This is a genomic window from Caballeronia humi (assembly GCF_001544475.1).
Taxonomy (GTDB): Bacteria; Pseudomonadota; Gammaproteobacteria; order Burkholderiales; family Burkholderiaceae; genus Caballeronia; species Caballeronia humi.
In genome coordinates, this window is the sequence record NZ_FCNW02000007.1 from 17,471 (window position 1) to 38,771 (window position 21,301).

Genomic DNA, 21,301 nt, shown 5'->3' on the forward strand with positions numbered 1-21,301 from the left:
GATGATCACGCTCCCAGCGTCGAATCGACGATCGCGAGTTGCTCACGTCCGGCCACGTAATTGACCGAGCGCAGCCCAAGCATCGAACGCAGCTTGTCCGCAGGCACTTTCATTGGCCCAGGTCCGGCCGCAGCGCCCGGCGCGGGTTGCGGAAACGCCGTCGACATCGCCGTGTAGAAGCTCAGCGTGCCCTCCACTTTCTGCGCCACCTGGTGAATGTGGCCGTTCAATACCGTCACCGACCCGAAGCGCTTCAGATAAGCCAGCGCCCGGGCGCTGTCATCCGTGCCCCAGCCCCATTGCGGATACAGCGACCACAATGGAATATGCGCAAACACGACGATCGGCGTGCTGCTCGACCTTCCTTCGAGATCGCGCCTGAGCCATTCGAGCTGCTCGTCGCCGAGAAAACCGAGGCCGCCGCCTTTCAGGTCGATCACGTTCACCAGGCCGATGAAATGCACGCCGCCCTGGTCGAAGCTGTACCACTTCGTGCCGCCGTTCTGCTTCGAAAAGCGCTCGAAATACGGATCGCCATTGTCGACGAGCACGTCGTGTTCGCCCGGCACGTAGTGCACGTCGAGACCAGCGCCGTCGATGATCTTCGCGGCAGTATCGAACTCGGCTGGCTTCGACAGATGCGTGATGTCGCCGGTGTGGATCATGAACGCGGGCCGCTGCGGCATGGCGCGGACCCGGCCGATGGCGTCGGCAAGCGTGCTCGTCGGCTCCGTGTTCGGGTCCTTCGCGAAGCCGATGTGGCTGTCGCTGATCTGCACGAAGCTGAACGCGCGGCTGTCGGTGGTCGCGGCTTCCGCGCCGCCGATGAGCCGCGAGCCCGGAATGCCGCCGCTCAACGTCCATACGACGCCCGCGCCGGCCCACGCCATGCAGGAGAGCGCCGTGCGGCGTCGCTGGCCGTGCGCGCTGAGTTCTTCGTCCGCGCCTGGGACGCGGGGTGTATCGTCGGTCATGTCTGTTCTCCTCGAAGCGGGCTGCAACAATGAAATGTGGGGCTCGTGCACGCAGCAGCTTCGGCACGAGGGAGCCGTTTCGAGCGAGACGTGCGGCTTCCGTCCATCGAACCATCGGCGGGACGCGCTTATTCCGGATATATTTTTTGTATCGGCGATGAAATTCGGGAATAAACCGGGTGCGGCGGCAGTATTGATCGATGAGAACGCGCGGCACGCTACGCCTCGCGCCGTCCGATGAACATGCTTGGCGACTGGAGAGCCGCGCGATGTGGCATCAGAAATCCGCGCAGGAGAAGGACGCGAAGCCGGCGCGCTTTGAAGCGGCGCTGCTGCCGCATATCGACGCCGCGTACAACCTCGCGCGCTGGCTGACCGGCAGTCCAAGCGACGCCGACGATGTCGTGCAGGAAGCGTTTCTGCGCGCGTTCCGCTTTTTCGATGGCTTCGAGGGCGAAGAAGCGGCGAACGCGCGCGCGTGGCTGCTGCGCATCGTGCGCAACACGTGGTTTACGGAATGGCGCCGCCGCTTGCACAAGGCGGACAGCGTCTCCTATGACGACGAACTGCACACCGACGACTCGCTGCCCGGCTGGATCGACGAATCGGGGAACGATCCGGAGACGCTGGCCGTCAGGCGCGACGAGATCCATCTGATTCATCGCGCGCTGGAGGCGCTGCCGGTCGCCTATCGGGAGGTGCTCGTGCTGCGCGAACTGGAGGACATGAGTTATCGCGACGTCGCGGCGGTCATCGGCGTGCCGATCGGCACGGTGATGTCGCGGCTTTCGCGTGCACGGCCCTTGCTTGCCGCGGCAGTGCGCGCGGCGCAGGGTGCGGCGGGAGAACGGCCGGGTGTCAGGCTCGTAAAAAAACCATCGGCGGGATCGGCCGAATCGGGGGAATCGCGCAATGGACAATGACAACGACATCGCGTCGCTCGGTACGAGACTGCGCGACGGCTCGCTCTACGAGCGGGCACCGGACCACCTGCGCGCGCAAGTGCTCACGCGTATCTGGAATGAGGCCCCGCCCGCGCGTCCGGCGCGCGCTCGCTCGCGCTGGATGTGGCCCGCCTGGAGCATGCCGTGGCAGTTCGCCGGCGGCGGGCTGGCGGGTGGTGCCCTCTGTGCGCTCATTTTCACCGCCGTGCTCACGTTCCAGCGCCCGGCACCCACCGACCCCATCGCGCAGGAGATCGTGTCGAGCCACGTCCGCGCGCTGCTTTCAACGCGCACGATCGACGTCGAATCGAGCGACAAGCACACGGTGAAGCCGTGGTTCAACGGGCGTATCGATTACGCGCCGCCTGTGGTCGATCCGGCGACGCCGGGGTTCGCGCTCGTCGGCGGACGGCTCGACTACGTCGGGCATCGGCCGGTCGCGGTGCTGGTGTACCACTACCTGAAGCATCCGATCGACGTCTACGTATTCCCGGACAACAGCCGCGCGCCGAACGCCCCGTCGAAGCCGACGACCGCCGTTACGCAATCCGACGACGGCTACGGCCTGGCGAACTGGCATAGCAACGGCATGAGCTACTGGGCGGTGAGCGACGCGTCGACCTCTGTCCTGCGCCAGTTCGCGCAGGCGCTCCAGGCGGACGAGGCGCGCTGAGCCCACGTGACTCCATCGGCATAGCGATTGCTGTAGTGGCTACGCCGCAGCGATCCCGGATGGCGTCGCGGCACGCCCGAAAGCCAGCGGCTCGCGGACGTCGACGAAACGTGCATCCGTCCCGAATGTCTGAATGGAGCGCCGCATGGACAATACGTCGAAGGACGAGGAAATTCGCAGGAAAGCGTATGAACTTTGGGAGGAGGCCGGCAGCCCGGAAGGACGCTCCGAAGAGTTTTGGGAAGAGGCGCGTGCGGCAGTGGGCGACGATGCGGAACCCGTGTCGTCGGATCAAAGCGACACCGGACCCGCCGGCGAGGCCCTGACGAAGACGTGACACGCATCGCGCGGACGCCGCGCATCGCATAGCCTGAGACGCGCACAGACAGTGCACGCCTAAACGCCTTCGCTCGAAATGAATTGAATCAAGCAAAAGCGGCGACTCCCCGGCGGAGCCGCCGCTTTTTCAATGTGCGCCAGCACTCCCTACACTCGGGTAACTCCGAATATTGTCTGATTCTTACAATTTCTACACTCGGACACCGATAAGTATTGAACAAACGTTCGGATTAAAAAAGCGACAGGCAGCGAGTGATGCGACCGCGTCACGCTGTAATCGATTCATGCGACGGAGACTGAAAAAATGGGTATCAAACTGAAGCTCATCGCGGGTGCGCTCGCGTTCGGCATGTTCGCCTCGGCCTTTGCTGCGGACCCGATCAAGATCGGCGTCGACGGGCCGTTCACCGGCGGTTCGTCGTCGATGGGCGTGAGCATGCGCGACGGCGTGCGTCTCGCGACCGCCGAGATCAACAAGGCGGGCGGCGTGCTCGGCCGGCAGATCGTGCTGGTCGAACGCGACGATGAAGCGAAGAACGAGCGCGGCGTGCAGATCGCGCAGGAGCTGATCAACAAGGAGAAGGTCGTCGCGGTGGTCGGCTACATCAACACGGGTGTTGCGCTCGCGTCGCAGCGCTTCTTCCAGGAAGCGAAGGTGCCGGTCTTCAACAACGTCGCCACGGGCACCGTCATCACGCGTCAATTCGACGATCAACCCGACAACTATGTGTTCCGCAATTCCGCCGCTGACCGCATTCAGGCGCCGATGATCGTCGAGGAAGCCGTTACGAAGCGCGGCTTCAAGAAGGTCGCGATCCTCGCCGATTCGACCAACTACGGCCAGCTCGGCCGCGAAGACCTGGAAAAGGCGCTGTCGGCGAAGGGCGTGAAGCCGGTGGCCGTAGAGAAGTTCAACATCAAAGACGTCGACATGACGGCCCAGTTGCTGAAGGCGAAGGAAGCGGGCGCCGAAGCCGTGCTGACCTACGGCATCGGACCGGAACTCGCGCAGATCGCGAACGGCATGGCGAAGCTCGGCTGGAAGGTGCCGCTCATCGGTAGCTGGACGCTTTCGATGGCGAACTACATCGACAACGCCGGCGCGAACGGCGAAGGCGCGCGCATGCCGCAGACCTTCATTCAGGAAGAGAACACGCCGAAGCGCAAGGCGTTCATCGAAGCCTATCTGAAAGAGTTCAAGCCGAAGAACAACCGCATCGATTCGCCGGTGTCGGCGGCGCAAGGCTATGACTCCATCTACCTGCTCGCAGCGGCAATCACGCAGGCCAACTCGACCGAAGGTCCGAAGATCCGCGCGGCGCTCGAGAGCCTGAACACGAAAGTGGAAGGCGTCGTGATGGTCTACGACAAGCCTTTCACGAAGGGCGATCACGATGCGATCAGCCCGAACGTGCCGGTTGTCGGCGAAGTGAAGGGCGGCCGCGTGGTCTACGCGTACGACACGGACAAGAAGGGCGGCAGCACGCTGCGCGCCAAGCAGTCGACCGCCTCGAACTAAGGCCGTTCTTCGTGCATGTTGGAGCCGTGCCCGCCTGATGGCGGGCGCGGCTTTGCTTTGTTGTCTGACCGTTCGAACCGTAGGCGACTCGACGATGGCCATCCTTTTACAGCTTGTGTATAGCGGCATCGCGCTCGGCATGATCTACGCCGTGATCGCGTTCGGCTATCAACTCACCTTCGCCACTTCCGGCACGCTGAACTTCGGCCAGGGCGATGCGCTGATGCTCGGCGCGCTCGTCGGCCTCACGCTCGTCACGATGGGCGTGAACTACTGGCTCATGATTCCGCTCGTATGCCTCTTCGGTCTCGCGCAGGGCGCGTTCGTCGAACGCATCGGCGTGCGGCCCGCGATCAAGATCAAATCCGAATTCGGCTGGATCATGTCGACGATAGCGCTCGGCATCATCTTCAAGAACGTCGCGGAAAACGTCTGGGGCCGCGACGACCTGCGCTTTCCTTCGCCGCTGCCCGAAGCGCCGATCAAGGTGTTCGGCGCGAACGTGCTGCCGATGGAACTGCTGGTCGTCGGCGGCGCGCTTGTGTTGATGCTCGCCGTCGAGTTCTTCAATCGCAAGACGATCTTCGGCAAGGCCGTGGTCGCGACCGCGAATGATCGCGATGCGGCTTCGCTGATGGGCATCAACACTGGCCTCGTGATCACGTTTTCGTATGCGCTTTCGTCGTTGACGGCCGCGTTCGCGGGCGTGCTGATCGCGCCGCTCACGCTGACCGGCGCGACGATGGGCGCGGTCCTCGGCCTCAAGGCATTTGCGGTGGCGATCATCGGCGGGTTGTCGAGCGGCATGGGGATCATCGTGGGCGGGATGATCCTCGGCATCGCGGAGACGACGACCGGGTTTTACATCTCGACCGGCTACAAGGACGTACCGGGACTCGTGCTGCTGTTGATCGTGCTGGCGATGAAGCCTGCCGGTCTCTTCGGCAAGACCGCCATCAAGAAAGTCTGAGGCCAGCGTGAAAACAAGCAAAATCGTCGCGGCCGCCGTCGGGCTCGCCGCACTCGCGGTGTTCCCGGTGCTCTCGGGCAATCCGTATTACATCCACCTGGTCGAGACCATCATGATCTACGCGATCCTGCTGTTCGGTCTCGATATCGTCGTGGGCTACACGGGGCAGGTGTCGCTCGGGCACGCGGGGCTTTTCGGTGTCGGCGCGTACACGGCGGGTGTGCTCTTCATCAAGCTCGGCATGCCGTTCTACGTCACCGTGCCGCTGTCGATCGTGGTGACGTCGGCGTTCGGCGCGATCCTCGCGTTGCCCGCGCTGCGTGTCTCGGGACCGTACCTCGCGATGGTGACACTCGCGTTCGGGACGATCATCCAGATCCTTATCAACGAAATGGACTTCCTGACCAACGGACCGATGGGCCTCAAGATTCCGAAGCCCACGCTCGCGGGTCATGCGCTGAACGAAGTCGAGTACTACTGGCTCGTCGCGGCGCTGCTCGTGGTGTCGCTCGTGGTCGTGCATCGCGTGCTGAAGTCGCATCTCGGGCGCGCGTTCGAGGCGTTGCGCGACAGCCCGATCGCATCGGACTGCATGGGTGTGTCGGTCTACAAGTACAAGGTCTACGCGTTCGTGATCAGCGCGGGCTTCGCGGGTCTCGCCGGCTGCCTCTATTCGTATTCGGAGCAATACATCTCGCCGAATACCTACAACTTCGAGCTGACGATCCTGTTCCTGCTCGCGATCATCATGGGCGGACGCAAGACGCGCACGGGCGCCGTGCTCGGCTCGACGATCATCGTGCTCCTGCCGAAACTGCTCGACGATATCGCGATGTTCCGCATGGTCTCGACCGCGCTCGCGGTAGTGGTCGTGATCGGCGCGGTGATTGCGCTCGCGCGCCGCATCAGCACGCCGCAGAAGGTGGCCATTCCGGTGATCGGCACGGCGGGTCTCGCGATCTTCTCGTACTGGATCGACGCGCTGACCGACTGGCGCCTGACCATCTTCGGCTTGATGATCCTGCTGGTCGTTTATTACCTGCAGGACGGCATCGTCGGTTTCGTGCGCAAGATTCTGAGCCTCGGTCGCGTGCGCGTGACGAAGATCGATCCCGCCGATCTGAAGAACGCACAAGCCGATGCATTGCTCAAGGTGCGTCCCGAAGGAGCGGAGACGATTCTCGATCTGCGCAACATCCTGATGCAGTTCAGCGGCCTCAAGGCGCTCAACGACGTCAATCTGACAGTGCGGCGCGGCACGATTCACGGCCTGATCGGACCGAACGGTTCGGGCAAGAGCACGATGATGAACGTGCTGACCGGTATCTATGTGCCGACCGCGGGTTCGATCGAATGCGACGGAAATTCACTTGCCGGGCGCACGTCGGCGAATATCGCGCTCTCGGGTATCGCGCGGACCTTCCAGAACGTGCAACTCTTCGGCGAGATGACTGCGCTGGAGAACGTGCTGGTCGGATTGCATCACACGTTCAAGTCGAATTTTGCCGATGTCGGCTTGATGACGGGGCGCTATCGACGTGAAGAGCGGTTCGCGCGCGAACGGGCGTTCAATCTGCTGCGCTTCGTCGGCCTCGAAGACGTGGCGACCGAGGAAGCGCGCAACTTGCCTTACGGAAGGCAGCGGCTGCTGGAAATCGCACGCGCTCTGGCGCTCGATCCGCAACTGTTGTTGCTCGACGAACCGGCAGCGGGCCTCACCGCGCCGGACATTCGCGAACTCGTCGCGATCATTCGCAAGGTGCGCGATCACGGCATCACGCTGGTCTTGATCGAGCATCACATGGACGTGGTGATGAGCGTCTGCGATACGGTGTCGGTGCTCGACTTCGGGCAGAAGATCGCGGAAGGCAAGCCTGCGGAGATTCAGGCGAACGACAAGGTCATCGAGGCTTATTTGGGCGGGCAGGCGGCAGAGGTCGTTTAAGGCCAGCGACGCCGGCGCTCAACCACCCAACACGGACCCAAATAAAAAATGCTATCGATCAGAAACCTGCACGCCGGCTACGGCAAAGTGAAAGTGCTGCACGGCATATCAATGGATGTGCCCAAGGCGAAAGTGGTCACGCTGATCGGCTCGAACGGCGCCGGCAAGACCACGACGATGCGTGCCATCTCCGGCATGATCAAGGCGACCGAAGGCGAGATCACGATGGGCCTCGGCAGCGACGCGAAGCGCATCGATGCGATGGATTCGCACAAGATCGCGCGCCTGGGTCTTGCGCATTCACCCGAAGGCCGGCGCGTCTTCGCGACGATGTCGGTGACCGACAACCTCATCCTCGGCGCCTTCCCGCGCCTGACGTGGGCGCGTCCGAAGGGCGATGTCTCAGCCGACCTCGAACGCGCGATCGAACTCTTCCCGCGCCTGAAAGAGCGCCGTCATCAACTCGCGGGTACGCTCTCGGGCGGCGAGCAGCAAATGCTCGCGATGGCGCGCGCGATCATGCTCAACCCGGACCTCGTGCTGCTCGACGAACCGTCGATGGGCCTCGCGCCGATTCTCGTCGAAGAAGTGTTCCGCATCATCGCGCGGCTGAAGGAAGAAGGCGTGACGATGCTGCTCGTCGAGCAGTTCGCGGCTGCCGCGCTCAACGTCGCGGATTACGGCTACGTGCTGGAGAACGGCCGGATCGCGACGCACGGCCCGGCCGAGCAGTTGCGCAACGATCCTTCGGTGAAGGCGGCTTATCTGGGGACGAGTCACTAATTCGGCAGACGCTTAAAGCGATGTCTTGAGAAAGGGCCGATGCGATTTGCACAGAATGTACCATCTGGTACACAATGGCGTGCCGGCATGCAAATGACTGGCGTGCCATTGCTGGCAGGCGCACTATGACGTTTGCCGCGGCCGGCACGAGCCGCAGGCAATCGTAAGCCTGATCCAGGAACTCGTTAGAAAAGGAGCGCTGCGATGATCAGCGGAAAGACGACGCTAATCGCCCATCTGGGATTCCCGACCGAGGCGTTCAAGGCGCCGATGATTTACAACCCCTGGTTCGACAAAAACGGCATCGATGCCGTCGTCATGCCGATGGGCGTCAAGCCCGAGGACTACGCGGCGTTCCTGCCGCTGCTGTTCCGCCTGAGCAACATCCGTGGCGCGCTCGTCACGATGCCGCACAAGGTCACCACCGTCGGCCTCGTCGATGAAGTCACGCCCACCGCGCGTATCGCGGGCGCATGTAACGCGATCCTCAAGCGCGAAGACGGCAAGCTCGTCGGCGACCAGTTCGACGGCGCGGGCTTCGTGCGCGGCGTCGAGCGCAAAGGCCGTGCACTGAAAGGCGCGCGCGTGCTCGTGCTTGGCAGCGGCGGCGTGGGCTCGGCGATTGCTGCATCGCTCGCGGCGGCGGGGGTTGGCGAGATGGCGCTCTTCGATACGAATACGCCGTCGGTCGAGGCGCTCGCGGGGCGGCTGCGCGAGCACTATGCGCAGCTCGTCGTGACGACGGGTTCGAAAGACCCGGCGGGCTTCGACTTGATCGTCAACGCGACGCCGCTCGGCATGAACGAAGGCGACCCGTTGCCGTTCGACATCGACCGCATCGCGCCGAGCACGTTCGTTGGGGAAGTGGTGATGAAGTCGGAGTACACGCCGTTGTTGCGCGCGGCGAAGGACAAGGGATGCGGCGTGCAAGTGGGCACGGACATGCTCTACGAGATGATCCCGGCGTACCTGGAGTTCTTCGGCTTCGGCACGGCAACGGCCGATGAACTGCGCGCCGTATCGCAGATCAAGTACGCGTAAACCCATAGAGCGCGGTGTACGAGCACACCGCGCTCTACCGTTCCCTATACTGATACCCAAAGCAAACGCAGCAGCGCTCATCCTCTGACGAATAAACCGGCGCGCGGAAAAGCGTAAATCTGGGAGGCATCATGGGATTGATTGCATCCGGCGCGCCGGCAGGCGGCAAGGCGGGCGAGCCCGCTCCACATCATCCAGCCCTCCTCGGCCTTTCTCTGGCGGCGCTCGGCATCGTCTACGGTGATATCGGCACGAGTCCGCTGTACACGCTCAAGACCGTCTTCGATTCCGAGAACGGCTTGCCGCTGGAACCCCTCAATGTGATCGGCATCGTCTCGCTGATTTTCTGGTCGCTGACGGTGGTCGTCTCGCTCAAGTACGTCACGCTCATCCTGCGCGCGAATAATCACGGCGAGGGCGGCATCATGGCGCTGCTCGCGCTCGCGGCATCGTCGGTGGCGAACAAGCCGCGGCTGCGTCACTTGCTGCTCGCCATCGGTGTGATGGGCGCCGCGCTCTTCTACGGCGACGGCGTGATCACGCCCGCCATCTCGGTGCTGAGCGCGGTCGAAGGGCTCGAAGTCGCCACGCCCTTGCTCAAGCCTTACGTCATTCCGATCACGCTCGTCGCGCTGATCGCGCTCTTCGTGATGCAAAAGCGCGGCACCGCTGGCATCGGCGCGGTGTTCGGGCCTGTGATGGTAGTGTGGTTCGTCGTGTTGGCGATCTCGGGCCTGATCAACGTCTTCGACGCGCCGCGCATCCTCGAAGCGCTCGATCCGCTCGCGGGCCTTGCGTTCTGCCTGCATCATCGCTGGCTCGCGTTCGTTGCGCTGGGCGCGGTCGTGCTGTCGCTCACGGGTGCCGAGGCGCTCTATGCCGACATGGGCCACTTCGGCGCGCGGCCGATTCGCCTGATGTGGTTCGCCGTCGTCTTTCCCGCTCTCGCGCTCAACTATCTCGGACAGGGAGCGCTGCTGCTCGCGGACCCGTCCGCGCTGCAAAATCCGTTTTATCGCCTGTTTCCGGGATGGATGCTCTATCCGATGGTCGGCCTTTCGACGATCGCGACCGTGATCGCCTCGCAGGCCGTGATCTCCGGCACATATTCCATGACCAAACAGGCGATGCAACTCGGTTTCCTGCCGCGCATGAACGTGGTGTACACGTCGGCGAAGGAGATCGGCCAGATCTACGTGCCCGGCATCAACTGGACGCTGCTGATCGCGGTGGTGGCCGCCGTGCTGGCCTTTGGTTCGTCGACGGCGCTCGGCTCCGCTTACGGTATCGCCGTCACGGGCACGATGCTGATCACGACCGTGCTGACCTTCTTCGTGATCCGCTATGCGTGGCACCTGAACTGGGGGCTGTGCATCTTCGCGACAGCCTTCTTCTTCGTGATCGACGCGACGTTCTTCTCCGCAAACCTGCTGAAGATCGGGCAGGGCGGCTGGTTCCCGCTCGCGATCGGCCTGCTCATGTTCACCATCATGGCGACCTGGGGACGCGGCTGGGAGATGATGCTCGCCGAAGCGCGCCTGCGCGCCGGTACGACGCCGCTCAAGCCGTTTCTCGCGACGCTGCTGGCGCGCCCGCCAGTACGCGTGGAAGGCACGGCGATCTTCATGAACGCCGATCCGCACGGCGTGCCGCATTCACTGCTGAACAACCTCGTGCATAACCGCGTGTTGCACGAGACGGTTGTGTTTCTTACGGTATCGAGCAGCGAAGTGCCGTGGGTGCCAGCCAGCGAGCGTGTCGCCGTGCAGGCACTCGGCCAGGGCTGCTATCAGGTGACGGTGCATTACGGCTTCAAGGACGAAGTCGATCTGCCCGCCGCACTCGAAGCGTGCGCGTCGTCGGGCCTCACGTTCGATCGGACGCAGATATCGTGGTTCCTGAGTCGCGCGACCGTCGTGCCGGTGCCGGGCAAGGGCATGGCGCTGTGGCGTGAGCGCCTTTTCGCGGTGATGCTGCACAATGTGGGGAACGTCGCCGCTTATCTGAAACTGCCCGCCGATCGGGTGATCGAACTGGGCGCGCGCGTCGAGATTTGAGCCGTGCGGTTGCTGTCTATCGAACACTGAAAAGCACGGAGGTTCGCCTCATACGTGCGCAACGGAGACATCATGAGCGAAGGGTCCCGGCCTCACTTTCCCGCCACGGCACGCACGGTCGAGCGCGGCAAGATCGTCACGGCGCGCGAGGCGGTGAGACTGATCCGCTCGGGGAATACGCTCGCGACGAGTGGCTTCGTCGGCATCGGCTTTGCGGAAGCGGTCGCGATCGCGCTCGAAGAACGCTTCCTCGAAGGCGACGTGCCCGGCGGCGAAGCGCTGCGTGACCTGACACTCGTATATGCGGCGGGCCAGGGCGACGGCAAGACGAAAGGGCTCAATCACCTCGCGCACGAAGGCCTCGTGCGCCGCGTGATCGGCGGACATTGGGGCCTCGTGCCGGGGCTGCAAAGGCTCGCTATCGAAAACCGCATCGAGGCGTACAACCTGCCGCAAGGCGTGATATCACAGCTCTTTCGCGATATCGCCGCGCATCGTCCGGGGCATCTGTCGACGGTCGGGCTCGGCACGTTCGTCGATCCGCGCAACGGCGGCGGCAAGCTCAACGCGAGCACGAGAGACGACCTCGTCACGCTGATTAACATCGACGGCGCCGAGTATCTGTTCTACAAGACCTTCCCGATCGATGTCGCGATCGTGCGCGGCACCACTGCTGACGTCAACGGCAACATCACGATGGAGAAGGAAGCGCTGACGCTCGAAGGGTTATCGATTGCGATGGCCGCGCGCAATTCGGGCGGCATCGTGATCGCGCAGGTCGAGCGGCTCGCCGAGTCGAACACGCTCAACTCGCGGCAGGTGAAGATTCCGGGCGTGATGGTCGATTGCGTCGTCGTGGCGCCGCATGAACATCACTGGCAGACCTTCGGCGAGCCGTACAGTGCAGCGTTTTCCAGCGAACTGCGCGTCGCCGCGAGTTCGGTGCCGCCGATGCCGCTTACGGAACGCAAAGTGATCGCGCGGCGCGCAGCGTTCGAATTGATGGCGAACAGCATCGTGAATCTCGGCATCGGCATGCCGGAGGGCATCGCGAGCGTCGCGAACGAAGAGCAGGTGATCGATCTCTTCACGATGACGACCGAGCCCGGCGTGATCGGCGGTATTCCGGCCGGTGGCCTCAACTTCGGCGCCGCGACCAACACGCAGGCGATCATCGATCAGCCCTACCAGTTCGACTTTTACGACGGCGGCGGCCTCGACATCGCGTTCCTCGGCTTGGCGCAGGCGGACCGCGACGGCAATCTCAACGTCAGCAAATTCGGCCCGAAGCTCGCGGGCGCGGGCGGCTTCATCAACATCAGCCAGAGCGCGAAGAAGGTGGTGTTCGTCGGCACGTTCAACGCGGGCAAGCTCGATATCGCGATCGAGGGCGGGCGCCTTAAAATCGTGCGCGATGGCAACTGCCAGAAATTCGTCGATGCGGTCGAGCATCGCACGTTCAGCGGCACGTATGCGGCCGAACGCGGGCAGCCGGTGCTCTACATCACCGAGCGTTGCGTATTTTCATTGACGCCTGCGGGCCTCGAACTGATCGAAGTGGCGCCGGGTGTCGACGTGCAGCGGGACATCGTTGCGCAGATGGGGTTCGCGCCGATCATCAACACGCCGCCGCGCCTGATGGACGCGCGCATCTTCCAGAATGCGCCGATGGGCCTGCGCAATATCCTGCTGGGTTTGCGGCTTAGCGAGCGCTTCAGCTACGACGCCGAAAAGAACATGATCTTCATCAACTTCGAAGGCCATGAGGTCGCGACGCTCGAAGACGTCGAAGCGATCCGGCGCGAAGTCGTGGCGAAGGTCGGCGGCCTGGCGCTCAAGCCGCACGCGATCGTGAACTACGACAACTTCTCCATCCGCCCCGACATGCTCGATGCCTATTCGGAGATGGTGATGAAACTCGTGAACAACTTCTACGAACGCGTGACGCGCTACACGACCAGCAGCTTCCTGCGCCTGAAGCTCGGCGACGCGCTGAAGAAGCGCGGCGTCGCGGCATACATCTACGAGAGCCCGGAGGAAGCGCAGGAGCATGCGGCGAAGCCGTCATCGCAGTGACGGCTCAGCGTTTTATCGCAGACGCCCTTCGGCCTTCGCGCGCTGCTTGCTGTGCCGGATGCCGTAACCGAAATAAATCGCGACTCCAATCGCCATCCACACGATGAGCCGTATCCACGTATCGCCGGGGAGGCCTGCCATCAGGAACACGGATGACAGCGCGCCGAGCGGCGCCACGATGAACACGGCCGGTGTCTTGAACGCGCGTTTGAGTTCGGGCTGCGTGATGCGCAGCACCATCACGCCGATGCACACGACCGCGAACGCAAACAGCGTGCCGATGCTCACCAGTTCTCCGACGAGCCCGATCGGCAGAAGCCCCGCGAGCACCATGACGATGAGGCCCGTGATGATCGTCGTGATGTAAGGCGTGCGAAAGCGCGGGTGGATCTTCGATGCGAATGGCGGCAGCAAGCCGTCCTTCGACATCGAATAGAAAATGCGCGGCTGGCTCAACAACAGCACGAGTACCACCGACGTCAGCCCGAAGATCGCGCCGATCTTGACGATCGGCGAGAGCCACTTCATGCCGATCGCATCGACGCCGACGGCAATCGGGTCGGCAACGTTAAGTTTGTCGTAAGGCACGATGCCAGTCAGCACATATGACACGAGCACGTAAAGCAGCGTGCAGATCGCAAGCGATCCGAGCAAACCGATCGGCATGTCGCGCCGCGGATTCTTCGTCTCTTGGGCGACCGTCGATACCGAATCGAAGCCGATGTACGCAAAGAACACGACCGCCGCGCCGCGTATCACGCCGCTCCAGCCATACACGCCGGATTCGCCCGTGTTAGGCGGTATGAACGCGCCGTGCGGATTGGTGCCCGTCACCCAGTTGCGGGTGTCGACGAACGTGAGGCCCGCCGCAATGAACGCGATCACGATCACTACCTTGATGATCACGATGACGCTATTCACGCGCGCCGACTCGCGAATGCCGAAGACGAGCAGGATCGTGATCAACCCGACCACCAGCATCGCCGGCACGTTGAAGAGCGCGCCCGAATGGCTCCAGCCGTGAGCGGGATCGAAGACGAAGGGCGCCTGCGCGAGCGCCGCCGGTATGTCGATGCCGAGCGAATGCAGAAAGCTCACTACATAGCCCGACCATCCGATCGCAACGGTCGTTGCGCCCACCGCGTATTCGAGAATCAGGTCCCAGCCGATGAGCCACGCGATGAACTCGCCCATCGTCGCGTACGCATACGTGTACGCGCTGCCGGACACGGGCACGGTCGATGCCATTTCCGCATAGCACAATCCTGCGAGGCCGCAGACGATGCCGCCCAGCACGAACGAGATGGTAATTCCAGGGCCCGCATTGGTCGCGGCCGCGTGACCCGTGAGCACGAAAATCCCCGCGCCGATGATGCAGCCGATGCCGAGCATCGTCAGGTCCAGCCCCGAAAGCGAACGCTTCAGCGTATGCGCCCCATGCTCCTGCAACGCTTCGTCTGTTTCATCGGCTTCGGCCTGCAATGAATCGATGGACTTTCTTTGCATCATGGTCACAATGGGTTCTCCCTTCGATGGAGTCATCGGGACCGAATGCGCCCCAGTTCCGTGATAGCAGATTTCATCGGAGAATTCGAGGTCTAAAAGGCAGCAAGACTTGCGCCCGGCGCGCACTATAATCTGTTTGTCAGTTTGATCAACCCGGCCCCGGCGCCCTGTCGCGTTCATGGCGAAGCTCCTGGAAGGCGCCGGTTCAATCACATTGTGGAGAATGAATATGACCATCCGTATCGGTGACGAAGCGCCTGACTTCACCGCAGAAACGACTCAAGGAACCATCCGCTTTCATGAGTGGATCGGTGACCAGTGGGCGATCCTGTTCTCGCATCCGAAAGATTTCACGCCTGTGTGCACGACCGAACTCGGCTACATGGCGCGCCTCAAGCCCGAATTCGAGAAGCGCAATACGAAGGTCATCGGCCTGTCCATCGATCCCGTCGACAACCACGCGAAGTGGGCGAAGGACATCGAGGAAACGCAAGGCACGGCGGTGAACTATCCGATGATCGGCGACGCGGACCTCAACGTCGCGAAGCTCTACGACATGATCCATCCGAATGCTAGCGGCAGCGGTCCGCGTACCGCGGTCGACAACGCAACGATCCGCGCGGTGTTCATCGTCGGACCGGACAAGAAGATCAAGGCAACGTTCACGTATCCGATGAGCGCGGGCCGCAACTTCGACGAAGTGCTGCGCTTGCTCGACGCGCTGCAACTGAACGCGAAGCACGCGGTGGCGACGCCGGTGAACTGGAAGCCGGGCGAGGACGTGATCATCCCGACGTCGGTGTCGGACGAGGATGCGAAGAAGAAGTATCCGCAAGGCTTCAAGACGCTGAAGCCGTATCTGCGTACTGTCGAGCAGCCGAAGTAAATCGCGCTCGACACATCAATGGCCGCTCCGGAAGGAGCGGCCATTTTTTTTCAGTGCGCCGAAACCGAGCGATCGACAGGCGCCGCGGCGGCATCGACGGGATGCACGGCCTGCTTGATCAGCAGCGCGACGCACGCGACCACGCCCGCCACCGCGACCACCGTGAAGATGCCCGCGAACGAGAACTGACGGCGCGTGAGTTCGGCAACGAGAAACGATCCCGCGATCCCGCCGAAGCGCCCGATGCCGAGCATCCACGCGACGCCCGTGGCGCGCCCTTGCGTCGGATAGAACGCGGCCGCGAGCGCTGGCATCGACGATTGCGCTGTGTTCATCAGAATGCCTGCCGCGAACACGCTGACCATGAGCCAGCCGACGTTGCCGATCGATTGCCCGATCGCATACACGGTCACGGCCGTGAGTGCATAGCCGACTGCGATCACGCGGTTCGGGTTGAAGCGATCCATCAACATGCCGAACAGCACGGCGCCCACGCCGCCGAGCGGGAAGAGCGCGGAGATGAGCGTCGCGCGCTGCGGGGCGAGGCCGGCTTCCTTGAAGAGGATCGGCATCCAGTTGATCGATGCGTAGAAGATCACGAGGCCCATGAAGTAAGCGAGCCACAACATGATCGAGCCGACCACGTATGACGGGGAGAGCACGACGCTCAAGCCGCCTTTCGCATCGGTGCGCGGCGCCTGCTCGGTCATCACGAAGGCGGTCGCGCGCGAGGCCGTTGCGGAGATGCGCGAGAGCGCCGCGCGAATCCTCTCGACCGGCTGGTTCTTCGCGACCATGTAGCGAACCGATTCGGGCAAGACGAGCAGAAGGAACACTGCGAGAATCAGCGGCGTCACGCCGCCGAGCATGAGCACGCTGCGCCAGCCGAAGTGCGGAATCATCCATGCGGCAAGGAAGCCGCCGAAGGCCGCGCCCAGCGGAAAGCCGCAGAACATGAGGTTGGTCATCGTGGCGCGGCGGCCGTCGGGGCAGTACTCGCTCATCATCGTGACCGCGTTCGGCATGGCGGCGCCGAGGCCGAGGCCCGTGACGAAGCGCAGCACGGTGAGCTGCGTGAGGTCGGCGGAAAATGCGGAGGCGAGACACGCGATGCCAAAGATCGTCACTGAGACCATCAGCAGCACCCGTCGTCCGAGACGGTCGGAGAGCGGGCCCGCGGCGAGCGCGCCGAACGCCAGCCCGAAGAGCGCGGCGCTCAGCACGGGCGCGAGCGCGGGGCGGCTGATGTGCCACTCCGTCACGAGCGAAGGCGCGATGAAGCCGATCGCGGCGGTATCGAAGCCGTCGAGCAGAACGACCACGAAGCACATCACGAAGATGAGCCACTGAAACCCGGAGAACGGGTGCTCGTTCAGGAACGTCTGTATGTTGACGGTCGTGTCTTTATCCATTTTTATAGCCCGTGGGTTTAGCGGTGACGTGGTCGGTCAGATATCAGGCGATGCGATTGCTCCCCGGATTGTGCAGCGGCGGCTCCATGCGCGTCGATCGCCCGCGGCACAGGATTACCCTAATTGAATTGTCGCGAAGTCGCGCCGGACGAGCGCGGCTTCGTCTGCTGCGAACTCAGGCCTTGCCGGTTTGCCGCTCGACCGATGTCGTCATCTCGCCAGGGCGGCGCAGCATCTTGTCGACTTCGCCGGCGTGCATTTCCTCGGTATGGATCATCTGCCGCGCGAATTCCTCCAGCGCGACGGAGCGGTCTTCCACGAGGGCGAGCAGATCGCGATAGAGGCCGAGCGCGACGTTCTCAGATTGCAGCGATTCACGCAGGATCGACGCGATGTCGAACGTGTGCGAGTCGAGTAGTGGCCCGATCGCAAGCGACGGATACGCGCCGATCGTCGTGATCCATTCGCCGACCTGCTGCGCGTGCAGCAGCGATTCGTCGGCCTGCTCGCGCAGCCACGACACGATCGGAATGCGACCGAAGCCGAAGACGAGAAACGAGTAGTGCGTGTATCGGACGACGCCGGCCAGTTCGGATTCGAGAATCTGGTTCAGCACCGCGACGACTTTTTCCTTGTCGATCTCTGCCATTTGCTGCCTCCGTTCGTGTATCCGTGGCGGATGCCATCGCGCGGTCCGCCGCTGGTTCGGCTGCCGTTGCTACCTGACAGGGCATCAGGACATTGTAGGCGTGCGGCAGGCGACGTGAGGTGCGCAATATATGCGCCACGCAGGCAACATTACGACGAAAGCCCGCCGTATGCGAGATAGGGCGGGCGTGCAGCGAACCAGGTGAAGCGCTTTACGCGGCTTCCATCAAACGTTCTGCGGCATTGGCGAGCAATTGCGTCATGGCGGCTTTCGCGCCTTCGGCATCGCCCGCCTCGATCGCGCGCACCACCTTCGCGAAGTGCGCGAGATGCACTTCGCAAGCGAGCGCGTGCGGGTGAATGGCCGGCCGCGCCCGCATGCCCATGCGCACGACGCTGCTCATCTGTTTGAGCAACTCGTCACCGCTCGCATCGACGATCGCGCAAAGCAGCGCGTCTTCGGCCGCGCAGGAATCCGCGCTATTCGCGCTTGCATGCGCCAGGTTCTGATAGGCGATGGCGATCGCGATCCTTTGCTGGCGTCCCGCGCGCATCGCCGCAAGCGACGCAGCACGCGGATCGACCAGCGCGCGGAACTCCATCAGCCCGCGCAGATACTCGGGGTCGGTTGTCGCGCGCAGGCGCCACTCCGCGACCTCGTGATCGATGATCAGCCATTCCTTCGACGGCTTGATGCGCGTGCCGGTTTTCGGCCGGACGTCGAGCATCCGGCGCGAAATGAGGATGCTCAGCGCCTCGCGCATGATGGTCCTGCTGACGCCGTACTTCTTCGACAGGATCACCTGCGGCGGCAAAAGGTTCTCCGCGTATTCGCCATTGACGATGCCTGTGACTAACTGATTCACCACACGCTTCACGAGCGATGCTTCGTATCCATGGTTCATGTTCTTCTTCTCATAGAGTCATCCCCGCGCGCCGCTCGTTCGCCACTTCCCCCGAAGTGGCTGTGGTCCTGAACGCCGGCGCGAAATTTTTCTGCCGCCACATGCTGCGGTATTCCACTGGCGAGCGCCGTTCTCCTCCGAACAGACGGAGGACGTCGCGCCTTGTATTCCCTATATTGTTTTAACCGGCTTCGAGGCCATCCGGTCGCGGCGAAGCGCGACCGGACATCCCCAAACGAGCACCGGGCCGCGCGGTAATTTTTATTCGGTCCACCGTCAGCGGTTCGGTAAAAGCAAGACTATCAACGCGCGGCTTCGTTGCCAATACGGTGCACACGGGATTCGTCCGTGGAGCGTTCGTGAACCCACACAGGTCGTGCCAGGCCCCGTCGCGCAAGCGTTTGCGCGTATTTCGAGCTCACCGCACGTGCTGGAAGATGTCCCTGAGCCACTGCGCGAAAACCCTGACGCGCGACGATAGCTGACGGCTTTGGGGATACAGCACGGAGACCGGCATCGGCGGTGGAGGAAAGTCATCGAGCACGATTTCGAGCGTGCCCGCCGACAATTCGCCGAGCACGCGATAGCGCGGCACCTGCACGATGCCGAGCCCCGCGATGGCCGCGCCCGCATAAAGATCCGCGCCCGTGACGGAGACGACCGACGGCAACGGTATTTCCACCACGCGGTCGTCGACGGTGAATTCCATCGGCAGGATGCGGCCCGTTGCGCTCGACACGTAGTTCACCGCGCGATGGCCGTCGAGCGCATCGAGCGATTGCGGCCTGCTGAATTGCGCGAGATACGCGGGACTCGCAACCGTCACCTGTTCCAGCAGTGCGACGCGCCGCCCGACCATCGACGAATCCTGCAGGATGCCCGCGCGCAAAACGCAGTCGATGCCTTCGCGCACCAGATCGACTAACCGGTCGTCCTCGCCGATCTGCAATTCGATGCCGGGATACTGCGCGATGAAACCGGGCAGCGCGGGCACGACGAAGTTCTTCGCCAGCGTGCCCTGCAAATTCACGCGCAGCAGACCCTTCGGCGCGACGTGACGGAACGATCCCTCGGCTTCCTCCATGTCGGCGATGAGACGCACGCAGCGCTGGTAATACGCGTCGCCGTCGTGCGTGAGGCGCACGCTACGCGTCGTGCGCTCGATGAGGCGCGTGCCGAGCCGTTCTTCGAGCCGCTTGAGCAGGTTCGTGACGGTTGCGCGCGGAATCTGCAGATCGTCGGCGGCCTGCGTGAAGCTGCTCCTCTCCGCGATGCGGATGAAAACCTGCATCTCCTGAAAGCGGTCCATGCGTGCTCTTGGTTGGCGTTCTGATTGTTGAAGCAAACCGAGCGATGGTAGCGCAGCGCGGCGATTATTGGCGCGGCAGGCGCAGCGGAAAAATGATCGTCGCGGCGATAATGCCGAGCATCCCGCCAATCAGCGTCTCCCATGCGCGCGCGGCGAGCAGCGGCACGGAATGGAGGCCGCTCACCGCCATCGTCACGATCAGCGTGAACGCGAACGCTCCGCACGCGACGTCGTAGCGCTCAGGCAGCGCCATCGCGTAGATGATCATCGCGATCGCGGCCGCGCACCAGATCAAAAGCGGCGCGTGCAGGGCGAGCGGCAGGCACGCGAGCCCGATCGGCACGCCGACGAGCGTCCCGATGATTCTGCGCCGCACGCGCTCGACCGTGCCGGTCGCCGAACCCGCCACGACATACGTGCAGGCCGTGATCGCCCACGCCGACTCCGCGAGATCGAACGCCTCGTTCAGCGCGACGACCACGAGCGCGCCGCACGCCGCCTGCAATCCCATGATGAATTCCGCCGATAGCCCGTTGCGCCCCGCAGGTGGTCCAGGCGAAAGCGCAGCGACGCTCGCCGGCCGCTCGGCAGGGCCGCTCAGGACGCGCGGCACGATCGACGCAAGCGCGGCGATCGCCGACGCGACGGCGATCGTCGGCAGATCGGCCGTGCCGAGTTGCACGCCATAGGCGAGCAGTTGCCCGATGTAGATCTGCGAGCCGAGGCCCGCGCCGAGCACGCCGAAGCGCTTCAGATAGCCCACGAGAAACGCGCCGGTCACGAGCATGAGTTCCGGTCCTGCGCGCGCGACACCGTGCAGCAGCGGCGCGAGGATCACGAACAACGCCGCGCCGAAGCCCGCCGCCAAACAGAGCACGGCCAGATCGCGGCTCGATTCGAAGCGCGTCGTGCGCGCCTCGGACACGCTCGCCCACAGCGCGAAGCCGCTCGCGAGCGTGCCGAGCAGCACGCCGCCGGACAGGCCGTGCGTGATGTCCTGCAAGGTGCCGAGCGAGGCGGCGATGCCGTAAGCGGTAACGAGCCGCAGCCCCTTGATCCGGCGATGCGTCCCGGGATCAATGCGCTCGATCCACGCGATGCCACGTGTCACGAACGATCGTGCGTTGAGAGCAGATTGGTCGTCGTCGGTCGGGTTCATCGAGCAGTCGTCAATTCATCGAAAAAGCCGCCAAACGGGGCGCTGTTTGGCGGATCGCACCAACGGCGATGTGGGCAGAATCTGTCAACGAGGGAGAGAACCAAAGGCTACTATGCAATCGAATCAGCCGGGCATTGACAGGGAAAAAGCACGGC

Annotated in this window: 18 protein-coding genes; 11 read left to right on the forward strand and 7 right to left on the reverse strand. The window is 63.3% G+C overall.

The genetic code is table 11. From position 1 onward, the window contains the following. Positions 1-5: 5 nt before the first annotated feature. On the reverse strand, positions 6-974 hold the full coding sequence (locus AWB65_RS09960; RefSeq protein WP_087667006.1) for a metallophosphoesterase family protein: 969 nt from the start codon (positions 972-974) through the stop codon (positions 6-8). Positions 975-1,243: 269 nt separating this feature from the next. Here AWB65_RS09960 and AWB65_RS09965 point away from each other — a divergent pair, with 269 nt between their 5' ends. The 10 genes from AWB65_RS09965 (at position 1,244) to AWB65_RS10010 (ending at position 13,321) form a co-directional block, all read left to right on the forward strand. After that, a complete protein-coding gene (locus AWB65_RS09965) occupies positions 1,244-1,897 on the forward strand; it encodes an RNA polymerase sigma factor (RefSeq protein WP_087667007.1) in 654 nt (217 codons plus the stop codon). Continuing rightward, entirely contained in the window at positions 1,887-2,591 is a 705-nt protein-coding gene (locus AWB65_RS09970; protein WP_087667008.1) for an anti-sigma factor family protein, read from the forward strand. Before AWB65_RS09965 ends, AWB65_RS09970 begins: the two co-directional genes overlap by 11 nt. A gap of 145 nt (positions 2,592-2,736) precedes the next feature. Next, a complete protein-coding gene (locus AWB65_RS09975) occupies positions 2,737-2,928 on the forward strand; it encodes a DUF2934 domain-containing protein (RefSeq protein ID WP_087667009.1) in 192 nt (63 codons plus the stop codon). A 306-nt stretch (positions 2,929-3,234) separates the two neighbouring features. After that, complete coding sequence (locus AWB65_RS09980; protein ID WP_087667010.1) at positions 3,235-4,449, forward strand: ABC transporter substrate-binding protein; 1,215 nt, start codon at positions 3,235-3,237, stop codon at positions 4,447-4,449. 94 nt (positions 4,450-4,543) lie between these two features. After that, entirely contained in the window at positions 4,544-5,419 is an 876-nt protein-coding gene (locus AWB65_RS09985; RefSeq protein ID WP_087667011.1) for a branched-chain amino acid ABC transporter permease, read from the forward strand. A 7-nt stretch (positions 5,420-5,426) separates the two neighbouring features. After that, positions 5,427-7,364 carry a branched-chain amino acid ABC transporter ATP-binding protein/permease gene (locus AWB65_RS09990; RefSeq protein WP_087667012.1) on the forward strand — a complete coding sequence of 646 codons (1,938 nt, stop codon included), beginning with the start codon at positions 5,427-5,429 and terminating at the stop codon, positions 7,362-7,364. Positions 7,365-7,412: 48 nt separating this feature from the next. Further along, the gene (locus AWB65_RS09995) at positions 7,413-8,147 is read left to right on the forward strand and encodes an ABC transporter ATP-binding protein (RefSeq protein ID WP_087667013.1); all 735 of its coding nucleotides are present in this window, start codon (positions 7,413-7,415) and stop codon (positions 8,145-8,147) included. Between the two features lie 204 nt (positions 8,148-8,351). Next, a complete protein-coding gene (locus AWB65_RS10000; RefSeq protein WP_087667014.1) occupies positions 8,352-9,188 on the forward strand; it encodes a shikimate dehydrogenase family protein in 837 nt (278 codons plus the stop codon). 131 nt (positions 9,189-9,319) lie between these two features. Continuing rightward, a complete protein-coding gene (locus AWB65_RS10005) occupies positions 9,320-11,245 on the forward strand; it encodes a potassium transporter Kup (RefSeq protein WP_087667015.1) in 1,926 nt (641 codons plus the stop codon). 72 nt (positions 11,246-11,317) lie between these two features. Next, positions 11,318-13,321, forward strand: a complete 2,004-nt coding sequence (locus AWB65_RS10010; RefSeq protein ID WP_087667016.1) for an acyl CoA:acetate/3-ketoacid CoA transferase — start codon at positions 11,318-11,320, stop codon at positions 13,319-13,321. A 12-nt stretch (positions 13,322-13,333) separates the two neighbouring features. Here AWB65_RS10010 and AWB65_RS10015 read toward each other — a convergent pair whose 3' ends face one another. Next, on the reverse strand, positions 13,334-14,827 hold the full coding sequence (locus AWB65_RS10015) for an amino acid permease (protein ID WP_087667137.1): 1,494 nt from the start codon (positions 14,825-14,827) through the stop codon (positions 13,334-13,336). Between the two features lie 229 nt (positions 14,828-15,056). On the opposite strand from AWB65_RS10015, the gene AWB65_RS10020 reads away from it, so the two are divergent. Next, positions 15,057-15,713, forward strand: coding sequence for a peroxiredoxin (locus AWB65_RS10020; protein ID WP_087658994.1), 657 nt, complete (start codon positions 15,057-15,059; stop codon positions 15,711-15,713). Positions 15,714-15,763: 50 nt separating this feature from the next. On the opposite strand, the gene AWB65_RS10025 is transcribed toward AWB65_RS10020, so the two are convergent. The 5 genes from AWB65_RS10025 to AWB65_RS10045 form a co-directional block, all read right to left on the reverse strand. Next, a complete protein-coding gene (locus tag AWB65_RS10025) occupies positions 15,764-17,125 on the reverse strand; it encodes an MFS transporter (RefSeq protein ID WP_087667017.1) in 1,362 nt (453 codons plus the stop codon). Positions 17,126-17,300: 175 nt separating this feature from the next. Beyond that, positions 17,301-17,774 (reverse strand): ferritin-like domain-containing protein, encoded by a 474-nt coding sequence (locus AWB65_RS10030; protein WP_087667018.1) that lies wholly within the window; start codon positions 17,772-17,774, stop codon positions 17,301-17,303. 211 nt (positions 17,775-17,985) lie between these two features. After that, positions 17,986-18,678: a FadR/GntR family transcriptional regulator gene (locus AWB65_RS10035; protein ID WP_087667019.1), complete on the reverse strand. Its 693-nt coding sequence runs from the start codon at positions 18,676-18,678 to the stop codon at positions 17,986-17,988. Positions 18,679-19,096: 418 nt separating this feature from the next. Beyond that, positions 19,097-19,987, reverse strand: coding sequence for a LysR family transcriptional regulator (locus AWB65_RS10040; protein ID WP_087667020.1), 891 nt, complete (start codon positions 19,985-19,987; stop codon positions 19,097-19,099). 64 nt (positions 19,988-20,051) lie between these two features. Further along, a complete protein-coding gene (locus tag AWB65_RS10045) occupies positions 20,052-21,146 on the reverse strand; it encodes an FUSC family protein (RefSeq protein ID WP_087667021.1) in 1,095 nt (364 codons plus the stop codon). Between the last annotated feature and the right edge of the window lie 155 nt (positions 21,147-21,301).